The sequence below is a fragment of the Halomonas sp. GD1P12 genome (genome assembly GCF_025725645.1).
Classification (GTDB): domain Bacteria; phylum Pseudomonadota; class Gammaproteobacteria; order Pseudomonadales; family Halomonadaceae; genus Vreelandella.
Map to the genome: position 1 here is coordinate 489,293 of NZ_CP107007.1, position 16,772 is coordinate 506,064.

General features: G+C 55.4%; 15 protein-coding genes. 13 read left to right on the forward strand and 2 right to left on the reverse strand.

What is annotated here, in order from left to right; translation table 11 throughout:
- Positions 1-22: 22 nt before the first annotated feature.
- Genes OCT39_RS02345 through OCT39_RS02355 form a run of 3 tightly spaced genes read left to right on the forward strand, consistent with a single transcriptional unit; the run spans position 23 to position 1,685 of the window.
- On the forward strand, positions 23-487 hold the full coding sequence (locus OCT39_RS02345) for a TerB family tellurite resistance protein (RefSeq protein ID WP_263586098.1): 465 nt from the start codon (positions 23-25) through the stop codon (positions 485-487).
- Entirely contained in the window at positions 480-1,073 is a 594-nt protein-coding gene (locus tag OCT39_RS02350) for an exopolysaccharide biosynthesis protein (RefSeq protein ID WP_263586099.1), read from the forward strand. Before OCT39_RS02345 ends, OCT39_RS02350 begins: the two co-directional genes overlap by 8 nt.
- Positions 1,074-1,127: 54 nt before the next feature.
- The gene (locus OCT39_RS02355; protein WP_263586100.1) at positions 1,128-1,685 is read left to right on the forward strand and encodes a YqhA family protein; all 558 of its coding nucleotides are present in this window, start codon (positions 1,128-1,130) and stop codon (positions 1,683-1,685) included.
- 35 nt (positions 1,686-1,720) lie between these two features.
- Here the strand turns inward: OCT39_RS02355 and OCT39_RS02360 are convergent, their stop codons facing one another.
- Together OCT39_RS02360 and OCT39_RS02365 are read right to left on the reverse strand one after the other, a co-directional pair.
- On the reverse strand, positions 1,721-2,731 hold the full coding sequence (locus OCT39_RS02360) for a serine hydrolase domain-containing protein (RefSeq protein WP_263586101.1): 1,011 nt from the start codon (positions 2,729-2,731) through the stop codon (positions 1,721-1,723).
- A gap of 317 nt (positions 2,732-3,048) precedes the next feature.
- Entirely contained in the window at positions 3,049-3,366 is a 318-nt protein-coding gene (locus OCT39_RS02365) for a hypothetical protein (protein WP_263586102.1), read from the reverse strand.
- Positions 3,367-3,675: 309 nt separating this feature from the next.
- Here OCT39_RS02365 and fliD (OCT39_RS02370) point away from each other — a divergent pair, with 309 nt between their 5' ends.
- The 10 genes from fliD (OCT39_RS02370) to OCT39_RS02415 all read left to right on the forward strand — a co-directional run bounded on the left by fliD (OCT39_RS02370) (position 3,676) and on the right by OCT39_RS02415 (position 16,764).
- Positions 3,676-5,031, forward strand: coding sequence for a flagellar filament capping protein FliD (gene fliD / locus OCT39_RS02370; protein ID WP_263586103.1), 1,356 nt, complete (start codon positions 3,676-3,678; stop codon positions 5,029-5,031).
- 152 nt (positions 5,032-5,183) lie between these two features.
- Complete coding sequence (fliD, locus tag OCT39_RS02375; RefSeq protein WP_263586104.1) at positions 5,184-6,530, forward strand: flagellar filament capping protein FliD; 1,347 nt, start codon at positions 5,184-5,186, stop codon at positions 6,528-6,530.
- Positions 6,531-6,758: 228 nt separating this feature from the next.
- Positions 6,759-7,601, forward strand: a complete 843-nt coding sequence (locus tag OCT39_RS02380; protein ID WP_263586105.1) for a flagellin — start codon at positions 6,759-6,761, stop codon at positions 7,599-7,601.
- Between the two features lie 203 nt (positions 7,602-7,804).
- Entirely contained in the window at positions 7,805-8,680 is an 876-nt protein-coding gene (locus OCT39_RS02385) for a flagellin (RefSeq protein WP_263586106.1), read from the forward strand.
- Between the two features lie 205 nt (positions 8,681-8,885).
- Positions 8,886-9,728 (forward strand): flagellin, encoded by an 843-nt coding sequence (locus OCT39_RS02390; RefSeq protein ID WP_263586107.1) that lies wholly within the window; start codon positions 8,886-8,888, stop codon positions 9,726-9,728.
- A gap of 276 nt (positions 9,729-10,004) precedes the next feature.
- On the forward strand, positions 10,005-10,868 hold the full coding sequence (locus tag OCT39_RS02395) for a flagellin (protein ID WP_263586108.1): 864 nt from the start codon (positions 10,005-10,007) through the stop codon (positions 10,866-10,868).
- Between the two features lie 204 nt (positions 10,869-11,072).
- The gene (locus OCT39_RS02400) at positions 11,073-11,927 is read left to right on the forward strand and encodes a flagellin (RefSeq protein WP_263586109.1); all 855 of its coding nucleotides are present in this window, start codon (positions 11,073-11,075) and stop codon (positions 11,925-11,927) included.
- A gap of 268 nt (positions 11,928-12,195) precedes the next feature.
- Entirely contained in the window at positions 12,196-14,502 is a 2,307-nt protein-coding gene (locus OCT39_RS02405) for a glycosyltransferase (protein WP_263586110.1), read from the forward strand.
- A 19-nt stretch (positions 14,503-14,521) separates the two neighbouring features.
- Positions 14,522-15,775 carry a hypothetical protein gene (locus OCT39_RS02410; RefSeq protein ID WP_263586111.1) on the forward strand — a complete coding sequence of 418 codons (1,254 nt, stop codon included), beginning with the start codon at positions 14,522-14,524 and terminating at the stop codon, positions 15,773-15,775.
- Complete coding sequence (locus tag OCT39_RS02415; RefSeq protein WP_263586112.1) at positions 15,775-16,764, forward strand: NAD-dependent 4,6-dehydratase LegB; 990 nt, start codon at positions 15,775-15,777, stop codon at positions 16,762-16,764. Before OCT39_RS02410 ends, OCT39_RS02415 begins: the two co-directional genes overlap by 1 nt.
- The last annotated feature ends 8 nt before the right edge of the window (positions 16,765-16,772 follow it).

A 16,772-nucleotide genomic window follows, 5' to 3' on the forward strand; every position in this document is an offset into this window, starting at 1 on the left:
AAGCGTTTAAAAGGAGAGGGCCATGCTGGAGGCAATTCGAGACTTTTTTCACGACGCGCTGGCCGCACCGGAAGGGCGCGAGAACCATCACCTGACGCTGGAACTCGCCACGGCGGCGCTTCTGTGCGAAGTGATGCGCGCCGACTACGAGCAAACCCCGCAGGAGCAGGCGGCGCTCAAGCAGATGCTGATGACGCGCTATCGATTGGATGACGCGCGGGTAAGCGAGCTGATGGCGCTGGCCGAAGCGGAGGTCGATGAGGCGGTCGACCACTACCAGTTCGTCAGCCTCATCAAGGAGCACTACGACTACGCCCAGCGCTTCGAGCTGGTAGCGCTGATGTGGCAGCTGGCCTGGGCGGACGGCAGCGTCGACCCGCTCGAGGAGCACCGCATTCGCCGCCTGGCGGATCTTCTGCATGTCAGCCACCGCGATTTCATTCGCGCCAAGCTCGACGTCCAGGAGCAGCGCCCACCCCATGCGTGATGACAACGATGCGTCCAGCCTGACCGAGCTTTTGGATGCGCTGGATCAAATGGAAAACGAGAAGACTCGCGTCAGCGTCGAGGACATTGTCGACGCCGTGGGGCGGCGCTCTTTCGGGCCGATGCTGCTGGTGGCGGGGCTGATCGTGTTGGCACCGGTCGTCGGCGATATCCCCGGGGTGCCCACCCTGATGGCCGCACTGGTACTGCTGACCTCGAGCCAGCTGCTGTTCGGGCGCCGCTTTTTTTGGCTTCCGCGCTGGCTTTTGAACCGCTCGGTGTCGCGCAAGGGGTTCGACAAGGCGCTCAGATGGATGCGCAAGCCCGGGCGCTGGGTCGACGGGCTGATGGGCGTGCGTTTGGCGTGGATGAGCGGCTATCTGGGCATGCGCGCAACGGCGCTGGCCTGCGCGCTGATCGCGCTGGCCATGCCGCCCATGGAGTTTGTCCCCTTTTCCGCCAATGGCGCGGGCCTGGCGCTGACGCTTTATGGACTGGGGCTGGTCGCCAGGGACGGGCTGGTGCTGGCTCTGGGGTTTCTAATCACCGGCGCCACGTTTACCGCGATTCTCGTTTATTTTCTATAGCGTGACGTGATCCTGCACCGTGCAGGCGTTTGATCGATCACTCAAGGAGAATGCATGTCAGAGTCACAACCACCACCGCCTAAAACGCCAGACGAGCAGTCCAGCTGGGAGCGGCGTATCGAAACCGTGCTATGGCGATCACGCTTTCTGGTGTTACTGGCGGTCGTGCCGAGCCTGCTGGGATCCATTGCGTTGTTCGTTGTTGGCACGCTGGATATCGTCAGCGTTGTACTCGATGTGGTCCGCTACTATCTGCTGGATAGCAGCCAGAACATTCATGATACGCTGGTGCCTGACATCATCATTGCGGTGGACATCTACCTGATCGCCATCGTGCTGCTGATTTTTAGCCTGGGGATCTATCGACTTTTCGTGTCACGCATCGATCAGGCTGAAGCGCGCTATCCCCGTCACCCCTTCAACGTTGCCTCGCTCGATCAACTCAAGGACAAGATCACCCGGGTGGTGATCCTGGCCGTCATCATCGAGTTCTTTCGCGCCGTGGTGGATATTCGCTTCACGACGCCGCTCGAGGCCATTTATCTAGCGCTTTCAGTGCTGGCGCTGGCCGCTACGCTCTACCTGATGAGCCAGTCGCACAAAAGAGAGTGAATGAAAGAGCAACGCGCCGCGTGACCCAGCGAGCATTAGCGTGGCGCTTGTAACAAGCGGGCTACCAGCCGATTCAGCTGCTGCTGGAACTGCCCACCGGGGGAAGGCGGGTTGGGGTTGGAGGTGATCGCCACCGTCATCGCGCGCTCCGGGATCACGAACAGTGCCTGGCCGCCGTAGCCGCGCCCGTAGTAAACCGGCGTGTCGCCGAAAGTGGTCACGAACCAGCCAAGCCCATAGCCATCCCCCGCCCAGGGCGACCGGCCCCGCGGCGTCCAGGACGCCTCCACATAGCCTTCCGGTAATATACGCTCGCCATCGACTACGCCATCCAGCCGGTACAGCTCACCGATCTCGACCAGCGCGCGCGGTGAGAGCTGCATGTCGTTGCCGCCAAAAAAAACGCCTTGTGGGTCCTGCAGCCAGCGGGGGAGGGTGATGTGAAGAGGCTCAGCCAACAGGCGCTGGGCAAGCTGGTAGGTGGATTCACCGCTGCCGTAAGTAAGTGCGGCGGAGACCAGGTGGCTCGAGCCGGTGGAGTAGAGCATGCGCCCGCCGGGCTCGTCCACGAAGGGGCGAGAAAGGGCGTTTTCCACCCAGTTGGGGCTCGCGACCCAGCCGCTGTAGTTCTCGCCGGAGGTACGCTCGAGCCCCGCCTGCATGGAAAGCAGGTTCTCGAGGGTGATGTCACTGACGCGCGGGTCCAGCCCCGCCGGCACGCGCTCACCCAGTAGTTCGACCAACCGCTGGTCGAGGGAGTCGATTACGCCGGCTTCAATCGCCGCACCGGTAATGGCCGCCAGCACCGTCTTGGAGAGCGACTTCACGTTGACCGGCGTGCTCGTCCCCGGCCCACCCTGATGAAATTCATGTACCCGATGCCCGTCCACCGCCACCACGACCGTATGCAGCCGGTCGAGCGCACTGGCCTGCTCATCGAGCGCCTTGAAGGCCGCGTCGGAGGGCGTTTGGGCCAGCGCCCCTTCGCTCAAGAGCGCTAGCCCCAGCGCGAGCATTACCGCTTGAGAGAACATTCGCACGCGCATGGCTTTTCCTTTTGCAATGCCAACGAGGCTTTCAAAAAGCGTAGAGCGTGCGGCGGTTGCGCGCACGTAAATTACGCAAACCGCCCGAAAGCCTGCTAGGATGAGAATGTTGCCTCGATGGGTAAGCAACCCTTTGATTTTCCTAAAACGCAAAAAAGCAAGGAGCGCCGCAATGCGTAACATCATCTATATCGTGGGTCTGGTCGTCGTCGTGCTGTTCATTCTTTCGATGCTTGGCCTGCGCTAATCAAGGCGCCGTGCCAAACACAAACGCCCGCAAATGCGGGCGTTTTTACGTTCGAGCGGAGCCTTTTGCGCTAGGCGCAGTCCGCCGCGCCCTGACCGAACAGGTCGAACATGATGTCCCGGCCAAGGGCGGTCAGCACGAAACGCCCTTCCTGATTGGTCATTCCCGCCGCGTTTGATTCAAGCATTTCACGACACGCCGCCCAGCCCACGTTCTGCTCATCGAGCACTGCCGTGTCACGCCTGGCCAGCCCGCACTGAGGCAGCGTTACGGTTTCCAGCACATGGCCATTCACGTACAAAAGCTCTGCCAGCGTGAACAGGCACTGACGCAGCCGAGACGCGTCTACGGCGGCAGGGGCGGCGGGGGTGTCACCTTCGCAGGGCATTGAATGCTCCATCGATTAACGAACAACGTTTCCCTAGTGTAATGGAGCTGACCTATTTAGACCAAGGTCTAAGTTTTTGGCGTGTTCAACGCTTGGGTTCGGTACGTATTGCGCCCTGCGGTTATTTCCTCTTGGGTGGCTCTTTTAACCGAAAAAGTCGTAAAGATTACAGAAAATAACCGTTTACTAAGTTAAAAGTGGGATAAAGGCTAAAGACACTGCGCGATTTGCCGATAATCAATGCATTGACACAGGCAAATTTCAGCCCGCCTAAAGAGCAGGCGATCACATTTAAAGGGGCAGCAATCGATGGCTTCCATATCTTCACTGGGCATTGGCTCGGGGCTCGATTTAAACGGGCTATTGGATCAGCTTCAAACCGCCGAGCGCGCCAAACTGCAGCCCATTGCCGAGCAGGTTCAATCTGCCAACACGACCGTCTCTGCCTATGGAGCGCTCAAAAGCGCGGTTTCCACGTTCCAGGATGCCACCCAGGCGTTGAACGATACGTCGTCGTTTGAAAGCCTCACCACCAATGTCGAGGGCGACGGTGTTATCGCCATTGCGTCCAGCGAAGCACAGGCGGGCCGGTACGACGTAGAGGTCGATCAACTGGCAACTGCTGGTAGCCTCGTGACAGAGCGTTTGGATAGCGCTGACGAAAGTGTTGTCAGCGGTGAGCAGACGCTCAGCTTCGCACTGACTGAAGGCAGTATGCCCGAGATCACGATCGCCGATGGCAGTTCGCTTGAAGACATTCGAGACGCCATCAACGATCAAGGCGGCGGTCAGGTGACTGCCTCTATCATCAACGACGGGCAAGGGTATCGGCTCTCGGTCATGTCGAGCGAGACCGGCGCTGATGCCAGTATCGAAAGTACCAATTTCTCGACCATTCTATCCGGTGATGTCACCACCTCGGACACTCAGGTCGTGCAAAAGGGACAGAACGCGGCATTCAACGTCAACGGTATCGATATCGTCAGTGCCTCCAACCAGGTCGAGGGCGCCATTCAAGGAATGACCTTGACGCTCACGGAGGCTGGTACTTCGAGTACCATCAAGGTCGAGCAGGATAATGAAGCACTGCGTGAGAACGTGAATACCTTTGTGGAAAGCTTCAACACGCTCAAGAGCACCTTGAATACCTTGACCAACTTCGATGTGGAAACGGGCCAGTCGGGAGGCTTGAACGCTGACGCGACCACACGAGCCGTCGAGCGCGAGCTCCGTCAGGCTATTAGCGGTATGACCGGCGGTGACGGCTTCAACGTACTGTCCGACGTCGGCATTTCATTGCAAACCGACGGTACGCTAAAGGTCGATGACGAAAAGCTGGATAACGTCATTGCCACCCAGCCGGACAGGCTGGCCCAATTTTTCGCAGGGAGCAGCGAAGGAGGCGGCATGGCCGGACAAATCAATACGTCTCTTGAGCGCCTGGTAGGCGATGGCGGCCGCCTTGATACGGCCAAAGAAAATGCAGAAAGCCGCGTCGAGTCGCTACAGGAGCGCTATAGCCGAACCGAAGAGCGCATCGGGCAAACCGTCGAGCGTTATCGTGTTCAGTTTCAAGCAATGGATAGCATGGTGGCGCAAATGAATCAGACGGGTGCCTATCTCGAACAGCAGTTGGGAATGCTGGCCCAAACCAACCAGAGCTAGGCCCAGCTCTCACGGACAGGAAATGCCCAGCTACAACGCTGGGCTTTTTTTAGAGGTATCTTTTGAAGGTACCTAAAGTTCGTTATCACCCCGCCGATAAACAAGGTAATCAACCCATACTCTTTGCTACTTATTACTCGAGGATTTAACCCATGGCATCAATCTCCGCGCTTGGTGTAGGTTCCGGGTTGGACTTGAACGGTCTGGTGGATCAGCTCAAAGCCGCTGAGCGCCAGAAGCTTACCCCCGTTTTACAGCAGCAAAGTGCTCAAAAGACCAAAATTTCGGCCTATGGGCGTCTTGAGTCGGCGATGGACCGGGTCAATACCTCGGTCAAGGCGCTAAACGATGCCTCGACCTTCAAACAGCAAAAAAGCACGGTAACCGGCAGTGGCGTTCTGGCCACGGCGGGTGAGAAGGCCAACCCTGGGCGCTTTGAAATTAGCGTGTCTCAGCTGGCTCGTGCCGGCAGCGCGGCGTCCAATAGTGTGGCGCTGGATCAGGAGCTCACTGCTACTGATACGAAATTGAAGCTCAATTTCGGCGCGGGCACTACGCAGACGAGCCTTGACGTCGATATCAAGGCAGGCAGCACGCTAGCCCAGGTACGCGATCAGATCAATGCAAATAAGGAGTCGGGTGTTACCGCCTCGCTTGTCAACGATGGCACCGGATACCGTTTGGCGCTCAGCTCAAAGGAAACCGGCAAGGACGCCTCGCTCACAGGGTTTTCTGGTCTCGATGGGCTTGCCATGGATAGCACGACGGTGCGGTTAGGCCAGGACGCCGCACTCAACGTCAACGGCATCGCGATCACCAGTAAAACCAACCGCGTCGAAGGTGCGATCGAGGGGGTAACGCTCGATCTCACCGCCGTGTCGGAATCCCCCGCCACCCTGGTGATCGAGCGAGACAACGACTCCTTGAAAGAGGCGATCAATAACTTCGTCAGTAACTACAACGAAATGAAATCGACCGTAGAGCGCATGACCAAGTTCAACGGCGAAGGCGAGATCTCGGGCGAGCTGATAGGTGACCGTACCGTACGCACTATCGAAAACCGCTTGAGTCGTGACGTGAGCGACAGCTTGGCGGGCGGCGATATCACGCGGCTGTCTGAAATCGGAATCTCAATTGATGAGCGCGGGCGCTTGAAGGTCGACGAAGAAAAGCTCGATGCCGCTGTTGCCAACGACCCTGAAGGCCTATCTGCCTTCTTCGCTGGTGACAGCAAGGAAGCAGGCTTTGCAGGGCGCCTCAGCACAACATTGACGACCATTACCTCAGAAGATGGCCTCATTAAAAGCTCGGTCACCAGTGCAGAACAGCGAATCGAGAGTCTCGATAAGCGCAAGGAGCGCATGGAAGCCAGCATCGAGCGCAACGTGGAGCGCTATCGTAAGCAGTTTGCCCAGCTCGATGGCATGATTGCGCAGATGAACTCCATGAGCAGCTACCTGGGCCAGCAGTTCGATATGCTGAGCAATATGCAGAAGTAGTAAACCTTGCTATCAAACGAAACGGTGCTAATACGCTCTCGTTCGTAACGACAATTTATTTTATCAGCGGGGCCGTAAGGCCCCGTTATAGTTTCAAGGCCAAATTTTCATAAAAAAGTGGGTAAATGAGCTAAAGGATCGCCCCGCTTCGCCGTTAATTATAACAACGGCGATGCAAGCGCCGATTTATAGGCCTCTCTTGGGCCACTAAACACAGAGGATTACCCCATGTCCGTCATCAATACCAACATCACTTCCATGATCGGCCAGAACAACCTGAGCAAGTCCCAGGGCATGCTGGCTCAGGCGCAGGAGCGTCTTTCTTCCGGCCTGCGTATCAACAGCGCCTCCGACGACGCAGCAGGTCAGGCGATCGCCAACAAGATGACCGCCCAGATCAAGGGTATGGATCAGGCGAGCCGTAACGCCAGCGACGGTATCTCGCTCGTTCAAACCATGGAAGGCGGCCTGGACCAGATCAACGACAACCTGCAGCGTATTCGTGAACTGGCGGTACAGGGTGCTAACGACACTAACACCGCCGATGACCGCGCGGCGATCACCACCGAGATCAACGAGCGTATCGCTGAGATCGACCGCGTAGCGGGCAGCAACAACTTCAACGGCACTAACCTGTTGTCAAGCGGCGCGAGCACGGCGCTCAATATCCAGGTCGGTTCTAACACCAGCGGCAACGACACTATTACCGTCAATACTTTCGACGCAACTAGCAGTGCGCTGGGTGTTAGCGGGTCTGCGGCGGCTCTCTCCGGTGCCGGCGCGACTCACGACAACTTCCAGACGCTGATCGACAATGTCGATACCGCCGTCAAGTCGCTCGACACGCAGCGTGCGACTCTGGGTGCCACGCTGAACCGCTTCGACTCTGTGATCGATAACCTGGCGACCACGACTACTAACCTTTCCGAAGCGCGCTCACGCATCGAAGATGCCGACTACGCGAAAGAAGTGTCGAACATGACACGCGCCAACATCCTTCAGCAGGCGGGTACGTCCATGCTGGCCCAGGCTAACCAGACCCCGCAGTCTGTACTGTCTCTGCTGGGTTAATCGCTCAAGCAGTAGTACCACGAGCGAAGTGAACGACGGGGCCGCAAGGCCCCGTTTTTCGTTGGGCGCCTCGCGCATTTTTCTCATGTGAATCGCGCGAAAGGCCTAAAGAAGTGCCTCCAACAGCCGTTAATTATAATAACGGCGATGCAAGCGCCGATTTAAAGGCCTCTCCTGGGCCACTAAACACAGAGGATTACCCCATGTCCGTCATCAATACCAACATTACTTCCATGATTGGCCAGAACAACCTGAGCAAGTCCCAGGGCATGCTGGCTCAGGCGCAGGAGCGTCTTTCTTCCGGCCTGCGTATCAACAGCGCCTCCGACGACGCAGCAGGTCAGGCGATCGCCAACAAGATGACCGCCCAGATCAAGGGTATGGATCAGGCGAGCCGTAACGCCAGCGACGGTATCTCGCTCGTTCAAACCATGGAAGGCGGCCTGGACCAGATCAACGACAACCTGCAGCGTATTCGTGAGCTGGCGGTTCAGGGTGCCAACGACACCAACACCGACGATGATCGCGCCGCAATCGAAACCGAGATCAACGAGCGTTTGGCCGAGATCGACCGCGTAGCGGGCAGCAACAATTTCAACGGTACCAATCTTCTTAACGCCAGCGGCAGCCTGAGCATCCAGGTCGGTTCCAATACCGATGTTGAAGACGTCATCAATGTTAAGACTGTCGATGCTACCGTGTCGGGCCTGGAACTGACTAGCGCCTCGGGCGGAGTCGTTGCAGCGGCTTCCGGCGGCGCCGCTACCTTTACGGCGGCTAGCGGAGCTGGCGCCCACACCAGCTTCCAAAGCCTGATCGATGCCGTTGATACTGCTACTAAAACACTCGATACCAACCGCGCTACTTTGGGTGCTACGCTGAACCGCTTCGACTCTGTGATCGACAACTTGGCGACCACCTCGACCAACCTGTCCGAAGCACGCTCGCGAATCGAGGACGCCGACTACGCCAAGGAAGTGTCGAACATGACGCGCGCCAACATCCTTCAGCAGGCGGGTACGTCGATGCTGGCCCAGGCGAACCAGACGCCGCAGTCGGTATTGTCTCTGCTGGGCTAATAGTCGGGTAAGTGCTGCCATTGACAGCTAGAGTAACGGGGCCAATTGGCCCCGTTTTTCGTTCTTTCTGCAAGCAAAATTATTTTCACAAAACGGCTTTAAACCATTCAAGAATCCACGTTAACGGCCGTTAATTATAATAACGGCGATGCAGTCGCCGACCTGTAGGCCCTTCTCAGGCCATAAAATACCGAGGATCTCATCCATGTCCGTTATCAATACCAACATCACCTCCATGATCGGCCAGAATAACCTGCGCGCTTCGCAGAGCATGCTGGCTCAGGCACAAGAGCGTCTCTCTTCCGGTCTGCGCATCAACAGCGCATCCGACGATGCCGCCGGTCAGGCGATCGCAAACAAGATGACTGCTCAGATCAAGGGCATGGAGCAGGCCAGTCGTAACGCCAGCGACGGCATCTCGCTCGTTCAGACCATGGAAGGCGGTCTGGATCAAATCAACGACAACCTGCAGCGTATTCGTGAACTGGCGGTACAGGGTGCTAACGACACCAATACCGCCGACGATCGCGCGGCGATCACGACCGAGATCAACGAGCGTATCGCCGAGATCGACCGCGTAGCGGGCAGCAATAACTTCAACGGCACTAACCTGCTTAATGTTAGCGGTGGCGGTACTCTGAACATTCAGGTTGGCTCCAATACATCGACCAATGATGTTATTGAAGTGAGCACAATCGATGCGACTAGCGCTGCCTTGGGAGTGAGTGGCGCAGCTGCCGCGCTTTCCGGTGCAGGAGCATCGCACACGACTTTCCAGAGTTTGATCGACGCTGTCGATGGCGCAACGAAAACCCTGGATACCAACCGCGCGACTTTGGGCGCCACGTTGAACCGCTTTGATTCCGTGATCGATAACCTGGCGACCACCTCGACCAATCTGTCCGAAGCGCGCTCACGTATCGAGGATGCCGATTATGCCAAGGAGGTGTCCAACATGACCCGAGCGAACATTCTGCAGCAGGCGGGTACGTCCATGCTGGCTCAGGCCAATCAGACCCCGCAGTCTGTTCTATCTCTGCTTGGCTAATAACGCATTAATGAGTGTCGACGGGGCCGAAAGGCCCCATTTTCGTTATGAGTACGATAAAGATATGGGAAACTTTGTTACACGCTACAAGCCCCATATAGCCAGAAAATAATGCGAATCCTCTGCACCATTTGTTGTATGGCGTTACTTTTTGCTACACAAAAAAAGCCTTGTTTCTTCAAGTGTTGGATATAGCAGCCGTTACCCCTTGGTAGCGACGGCACAAGCGTCGCCAAGTTGGCCCGCTGGCCAGTTATACTTCAAGGAGCAATACTCATGTCTGTAATCAATACGAATATCACCTCCATGATTGGCCAGAATAATCTGAGCTCTTCACAAAGCATGCTGGCTCAGGCGCAGGAGCGTCTCTCTTCCGGACTGCGTATTAACAGCGCCTCCGACGATGCCGCAGGTCAAGCCATCGCCAACAAGATGACTGCCCAAATCAACGGTATGAGCCAAGCCAGCCGTAACGCCAGCGACGGCATTTCCTTGGTGCAAACCATGGAAGGTGGTCTCGATCAGATCAACGACAACCTGCAACGTATTCGTGAGCTGGCGGTGCAGGGCGCTAACGATACCAACACGGAAGAAGATCGCGCGGCGATTGCCACCGAGATCACTGAGCGTATTGAAGAAATTGATCGTGTTGCGGGTAGCAACAACTTCAACGGTACTAACTTGCTGGACGGCGTTAGTACTGACGACCTGGAAATTCAGATCGGCGCGAACACCACTGACGATGACACCATTTCAGTAAGCCGCTTTGACGCCACTAGCGACAACCTGGGCGCGGTGAGTGGTGGGGTTGCCAACCTGGAGGCAGCGGCCACCGCGGTATCAGGTGGTGGTGACCATAGTGATTTCCAATCTTTGATTAATTCAGTGGATAGCGCCGTAAAAGAATTGGACACTAATCGTGCGGAGCTGGGTGCCACGCTCAACCGTTTCGATTCGGTGATCGACAACCTGGCAACGACCGAAACCAACCTTTCCGAAGCTCGGTCGCGCATCGAAGATGCCGACTACGCGGATGAGGTCTCCAACATGACCCGCGCTAATATCCTCCAGCAGGCGGGCACCTCCATGCTGGCGCAGGCTAACCAGACGCCGCAGTCCGTACTGTCTCTGCTGGGTTAATTGCTCGAGCAGTAGCACAACGAGTGAAGTGAACGACGGGGCCGCAAGGCCCCGTTTTTCGTTGGGCGCCTCCCGCATTTTTTCTCATGTGAATCGCGCGAAAGGCCTAAAGAAGTACCTCCAACAGCCGTTAATTATAATAACGGCGATGCAAGCGCCGATTTAAAGGCCTCTTCTGGGCCACTAAACACAGAGGATTACCCCATGTCCGTCATCAATACCAACATTACTTCCATGATTGGCCAGAACAACCTGAGCAAGTCCCAGGGCATGCTGGCTCAGGCGCAGGAGCGTCTCTCTTCCGGCCTGCGTATCAACAGCGCTTCTGACGACGCAGCGGGCCAGGCCATCGCTAACAAGATGACCGCCCAGATCAAGGGTATGGATCAGGCGAGCCGTAACGCCAGCGACGGTATCTCGCTCGTTCAAACCATGGAAGGCGGTCTGGACCAGATCAACGACAACCTGCAGCGTATTCGCGAATTGGCGGTTCAGGGCGCCAACGATACCAACACCGCCGATGACCGTACTGCGATCACCACTGAGATCAACGAGCGTCTGGCCGAGATCGACCGCGTAGCAGGCAGCAACAACTTCAACGGCACTAGCTTGCTCAATGCCAGCGGCAGCCTGAGCATTCAGGTTGGCTCCAACACCGATTCCGAAGACGTGATTAGTGTCAAGACCGTCGATGCGACTGTGGCGGGTCTGGGCTTAGCAAGCGGCAGTGAAATCACCGGCACCACATTTGCCGTTAGTGGTGGCACCGCAGCCCACAGCAGCTTCCAGAATCTAATCGACTCCGTCGATGCCGCGACCAAGACTCTGGACACCAACCGCGCAACCTTGGGTGCCACGCTGAACCGTTTTGATTCGGTAATCGACAACCTGGCGACCACCTCGACCAACCTGTCCGAAGCGCGTTCACGCATCGAAGACGCCGATTACGCGAAAGAAGTGTCCAACATGACTCGCGCCAACATCCTGCAGCAGGCGGGTACCTCCATGCTGGCCCAGGCGAACCAGACGCCGCAGTCTGTACTGTCACTGCTGGGTTAATCCTTTCAGTAGTAAGACGCATGAAAGAACGGGGCCTTCAGGCCCCGTTTTCTTTTAGGCGGCTTGGTACCACCTCCTTTACACATTTTTCATCGGGTTGACCTTGAACGTGACGCCGGATATTCGGTAACGACAATTATCTCCTTCGCAATCCTGGTTCCTGAAGCAGTCCAGGGAATACCTGCTTAAAAACAGGTGCATTTACCTCTTTGGTACGCGTCGTCGCGAAGTAGACTAGGCAGACTGCCACTTTTTTGCGAGCTGCCTAATGGCCAAGACGACCCCCGCCACACCCAAGCGTAAACCCCGTTTGCTATGGGCCAACCCGTTCTGCCTGCTCGATACGTCCAGCGGTGCCAGCATGACCGTACGCCAAATGCTGTTGCAGTTAGTGGCCAATGGGTATGACGTCAAGGTGCTAGGGGCTACGGTGTTCGACAATCCCAAGGGAATGGCGCTTCTCAAGGAGCAGTTCGCTGATCTCGATTCCCATCTGCACCAGTTGATCGACGCGGAAGATGGTCCTCTGACTCATCAGATGCTCGTGAGCTACAGCTATAACCGAAATCATTTCACCACCCATGAAGAAGGGCTCTGGTATAGCCAGTATGTGTATCTGTTGGATTCTTTCAAGCCGGATGTGGTGTGGTTTTACGGCGGTCAGACTGTCGATATGTTGATTGCCGATGAAGCCCGGGATCGTGGTATACCGGTCGCTTTTTACCTGGCCAATGGCAACTACAAATCGCCGCGCTGGTGCCGGGATATCGATTTGATCGTGACCGACAGCCAAGCAACGGCGGACATGTATCGTAAGGAAGTAGGGTTTACCTCCACGCCGGTAGGCAAGTTTATTGCCTCGGACCGCTTCGTTGCCGATGAACACGAGCGCAGGCGGCTGCTTTTCGTAAATCCGAGCTGGCAGAAGGGCGCCAGCGTGTTCGTGCAACTAGCCGAAAAGCTCGAGCGAGAGCGCCCGGATATCGAACTTGAGGTTGTGGAGGCGCGCGCCGATTGGTCGGCCGTCCTGCGTGAGACGACTAGGCGGATGGGCCAACAGCGCAACAGTCTGAACAATGTAACCGTAACGGCCAATACTAATGACATGCGAGGGCCCTACAGCCGCGCACGCGTTTTGGCTGCGCCCAGCCTCTGGTGGGAGAGCTCCGGGCGGGTGCTCGCCGAGGCCATGCTCAATGGTATACCGGCGCTGATCTCCAACCGGGGTGGTATGCCCGAAATGGTGGACGAAGCTGGCATAGCGTTCGATTTCCCCGAACAGTGTTATGAAGAGCCCTACCAGCACCTGCTCAGCGAGCAAGAGTTACAGCCGCTATTCAATGCAGCGGTCGCTTTTTTCGATGACGAAGCGCTCTATCAAAAATACGTGGCACAGGCATTCAGCGTTGGCGAAGAGAAGCACCACATTGATCGTGCTACCGACAGACTGCTTAGTACCTTGGCTCCTCTGGTGCGAGAACGCGCTGGAAACAAGGAGTTTTCGGCCAGCCAGAAGAAGCGTCATCGCCAACGCCTTCCAGGCAGGGCCACCAAGCCAGAAATGAAAGTGGATCGCACTCTAGAGCAGCTGATCAGCGGTAAAACAAAAGACGTTTTGGGAAGCGATACCCAAACGACCAGGCTTCATCTCACTGAGGATTTTATTTGGCAGCTCAAAGGCAAGATCATCGTGTTGGATAATCGCGCCAGCCTGATTAAACGTGGCTTGGCAGATCCGATGGCGGCGACAGGCGCCTTCGGCATCGTGGCTTTTGACCCCGCCAGCGAAATCAAGGCGCCCAAGCAATACGAAGGCAGCGATACGATTCAGCTTTTCCAGCACGCTTTATTGGGTGATGGACAGCCGGCCACCCTGCATGCCTGCGTGGCCCCAGAAATGACCAGCACTCTGACACCGCTTCCGGCAGATAAATTAGCTGAACGCCACCATTTGGGGGGCCAAGAAATTGCGGACCTGCCGATCAATACGGTAGCGGTGGACAGTATTACGGGGCTGGAGAGCCTCGATTGGCTCATTCTGGACGAACTCAGCGATGCCATGGCCGTCCTGGAAAACGGCAAGCAATATCTGGAAAAGACGTTGTTGCTTCAGGCACGCGTGCCGTTTCAATTGACTCATGAGAAACAGCCTAGCCTTGCCGAGCTACAGCATTGGGCGAGCCGCAACGGATTCCGTTTCTACCGTTTTCACAATATCAGCCACTATAGCCATCTGCCGGAAAAACTGAATGAGCGTTCGCCCTGCGCCAGCGAGCAGGAGAGTGCGGACGTACTTTTTCTACCCAGCTACGAGCGTATGGCGAAGCTTGGCGATGAGCAGAAAAGAAAGCTCGCTTTCATCCTGAGTGCCTGTTTTGGCGCACATGATATGGCTTTCGAGTTGATGGCCGACATCAGTCACGACAAGGCGTTGGAATTTCTCGAAGCCTACAGGCTTTTGCCTTCTGTGAAACAAACTGACGGCAGTGATGAAAATCGCTCTTCGACGCGGATGGACGCGTCTCAAGCCGCCTTTCTGGGGCGCGATGACAACCTTTTAGCGTTAATTGATTGATATAGCAGAGGCGGCTTGAATGTTTGCTTACGAAAAATTCGATGTTTTTGACGAAATAGTCTCGAGCCTTCCGGCGGGTAGCGCGTTAACCTACTCTCCACTGCTCAGGGAGGGCTTTCAGTTCTGTTTGGACAAAGCAGATAAAATTGGCGATGTCGAGAATGCAAAAAGCCTGGGGCTGTCGGGCGTTGATCGTTCTCAATACCCGGCCAAACGCGAAATCAGAAAGATTGGTTACTTCCACGATCAGGATTTTTTGAGCAATATTTTGGCCGGTTTTGAGGCGCAAGATGTCACGGTCGAAAAGCTCGAACTTATTCCTGCGCGATTCAAGAAAGTGCTAAGTAACAAGCAGCGAGAGGAGATAGACTTTTTCGATCACCACCTGCGTACTTCGTTTGGCTGCGATATCCGCGAGAAACTCGAAGATCGTTTTTATCTCGTTAACTCAATGATTCCAAAGTACTACGACCTGCTCAAGCGGTCAGGAGTCGATGCTCTCCTTTTCAGGGTCTACTACGGACTTAACTACTTCCCCATTATCTTTGCCTGCAAGATGCTGGGGATTACCGTAATTGACGTTCAGCACGGTATTAATGGGCTTAAACACGTTTGCTATTCCAGATTCAAACACAGTGAAATTGACAGCCCATTTCTGCCAGATATCTTCTGGACATGGAGTGATATGGCAACACACATGTTGACCAAGGGAAGCGCCATTGAATCAGGCGCTACGGTGGTCGAGGGGGGCGGGCCTGTCTACCTTTCTCGCGATGCCAAGGAGGGAAATAAAATACTTTATACCCATCAGCCACAATCAAAGGGCATACCGGTGCCCTTGGAAGAGATCAAACGCGTTTATCAACTGAAAAAACGCGAGATCGTTGTCAGACCTCATCCACTGCATATTGGTGAAGCAAAAGAAGTGATGACTTTACTCCAAAAAGAGGGAGTCAAAGCGAAATTGGAGGATCCTAACAAGCTAGCGATCAATGATTCGTTAAAGCAGGCCGGTGTTCATATCACTTGGTCCTCCACCTGTGCACTAGATGCACTCAACTTTGGTGTGCCTTCTGTTCACTGCTCGGAGCTTATCGATGAGGTGGAGCGTGAGTTCGTAACTGGTCTTCTTTTTAGATGTTCCGAAGTCACTAAGGATAACCTCGTCAGAGATCTATCCAAGGCTAGCCCCTATAGTCTCGGTTCAAAAGAGCGTGTGACGCATGCGGTTTCGAAAGTATTGTCGCTTCCCGCTAGCGAAGGGAGCTCTTAATGAAAGCGAGTAGAGAGGTGCTGGTAACGGGAGCCGATGGATTTATCGGTTCTCATTTGGTCGAGCTTTTGGTCGAGGAGGGCTATCGCGTAAAGGCGCTTGCCCAATACAACTCCTTCAATAGCTGGGGGTGGCTTGAAGATATCGGCTGTTTGAACAGCGTAGAGGTCGTCAGTGGTGATGTCCGCGATCCCCACTTCTGTAAGTATATTACCCGGGAGGTTGACACGGTCTTTCACTTGGCAGCGCTCATTGCCATTCCTTACTCCTACATCGCGCCGGATAGCTACGTAGATACCAATGTCAAAGGTACGCTCAATATTTGCCAAGCAGCCCTTGATAATGGTGTAACTCGTTTAATTCATACCTCTACGAGTGAGGTATATGGCACTGCACAGTATGTCCCTATTGACGAGCATCATCCGTTGCAGCCGCAATCGCCTTACAGTGCGTCCAAGATAGCCGCTGATGCCATGGCAATGAGTTTCTATAATGCGTTCGATCTACCTGTTACGGTAGCTAGACCCTTCAACACCTATGGTCCCCGTCAGTCGGCTCGCGCCGTCATACCGACCATCATCAGCCAGATAGCATCCGGGATGAAGCAGATCAAGCTAGGCGATGTTTCGCCCACTCGTGACTTTAATTATGTGGAAGATACCTGTTGCGGTTTCCTGGCTTTGGCCAACAGCGATATTGCGATCGGCGAAACAGTAAACATCGCTTCTAACTACGAAATATCGGTCGGCGACACGCTCGGAATCATTCGTGAATTAATGGATCACGATGTCGAGTTCATTATTGACGAACAGAGGTTGCGTCCCGGTAAATCGGAAGTGTTCCGTCTTTGGGGAGATAACGCCCGCCTTCGCGAGATGACCGGTTTTTGCCCTCAGCACGACATTCGTGAAGGACTCAAGAAAACGATCGACTGGTTTTCTCAACCCAACCAGTTGGCAAAATACAAAGCCAATCTATATAACATTTGAGTTATACC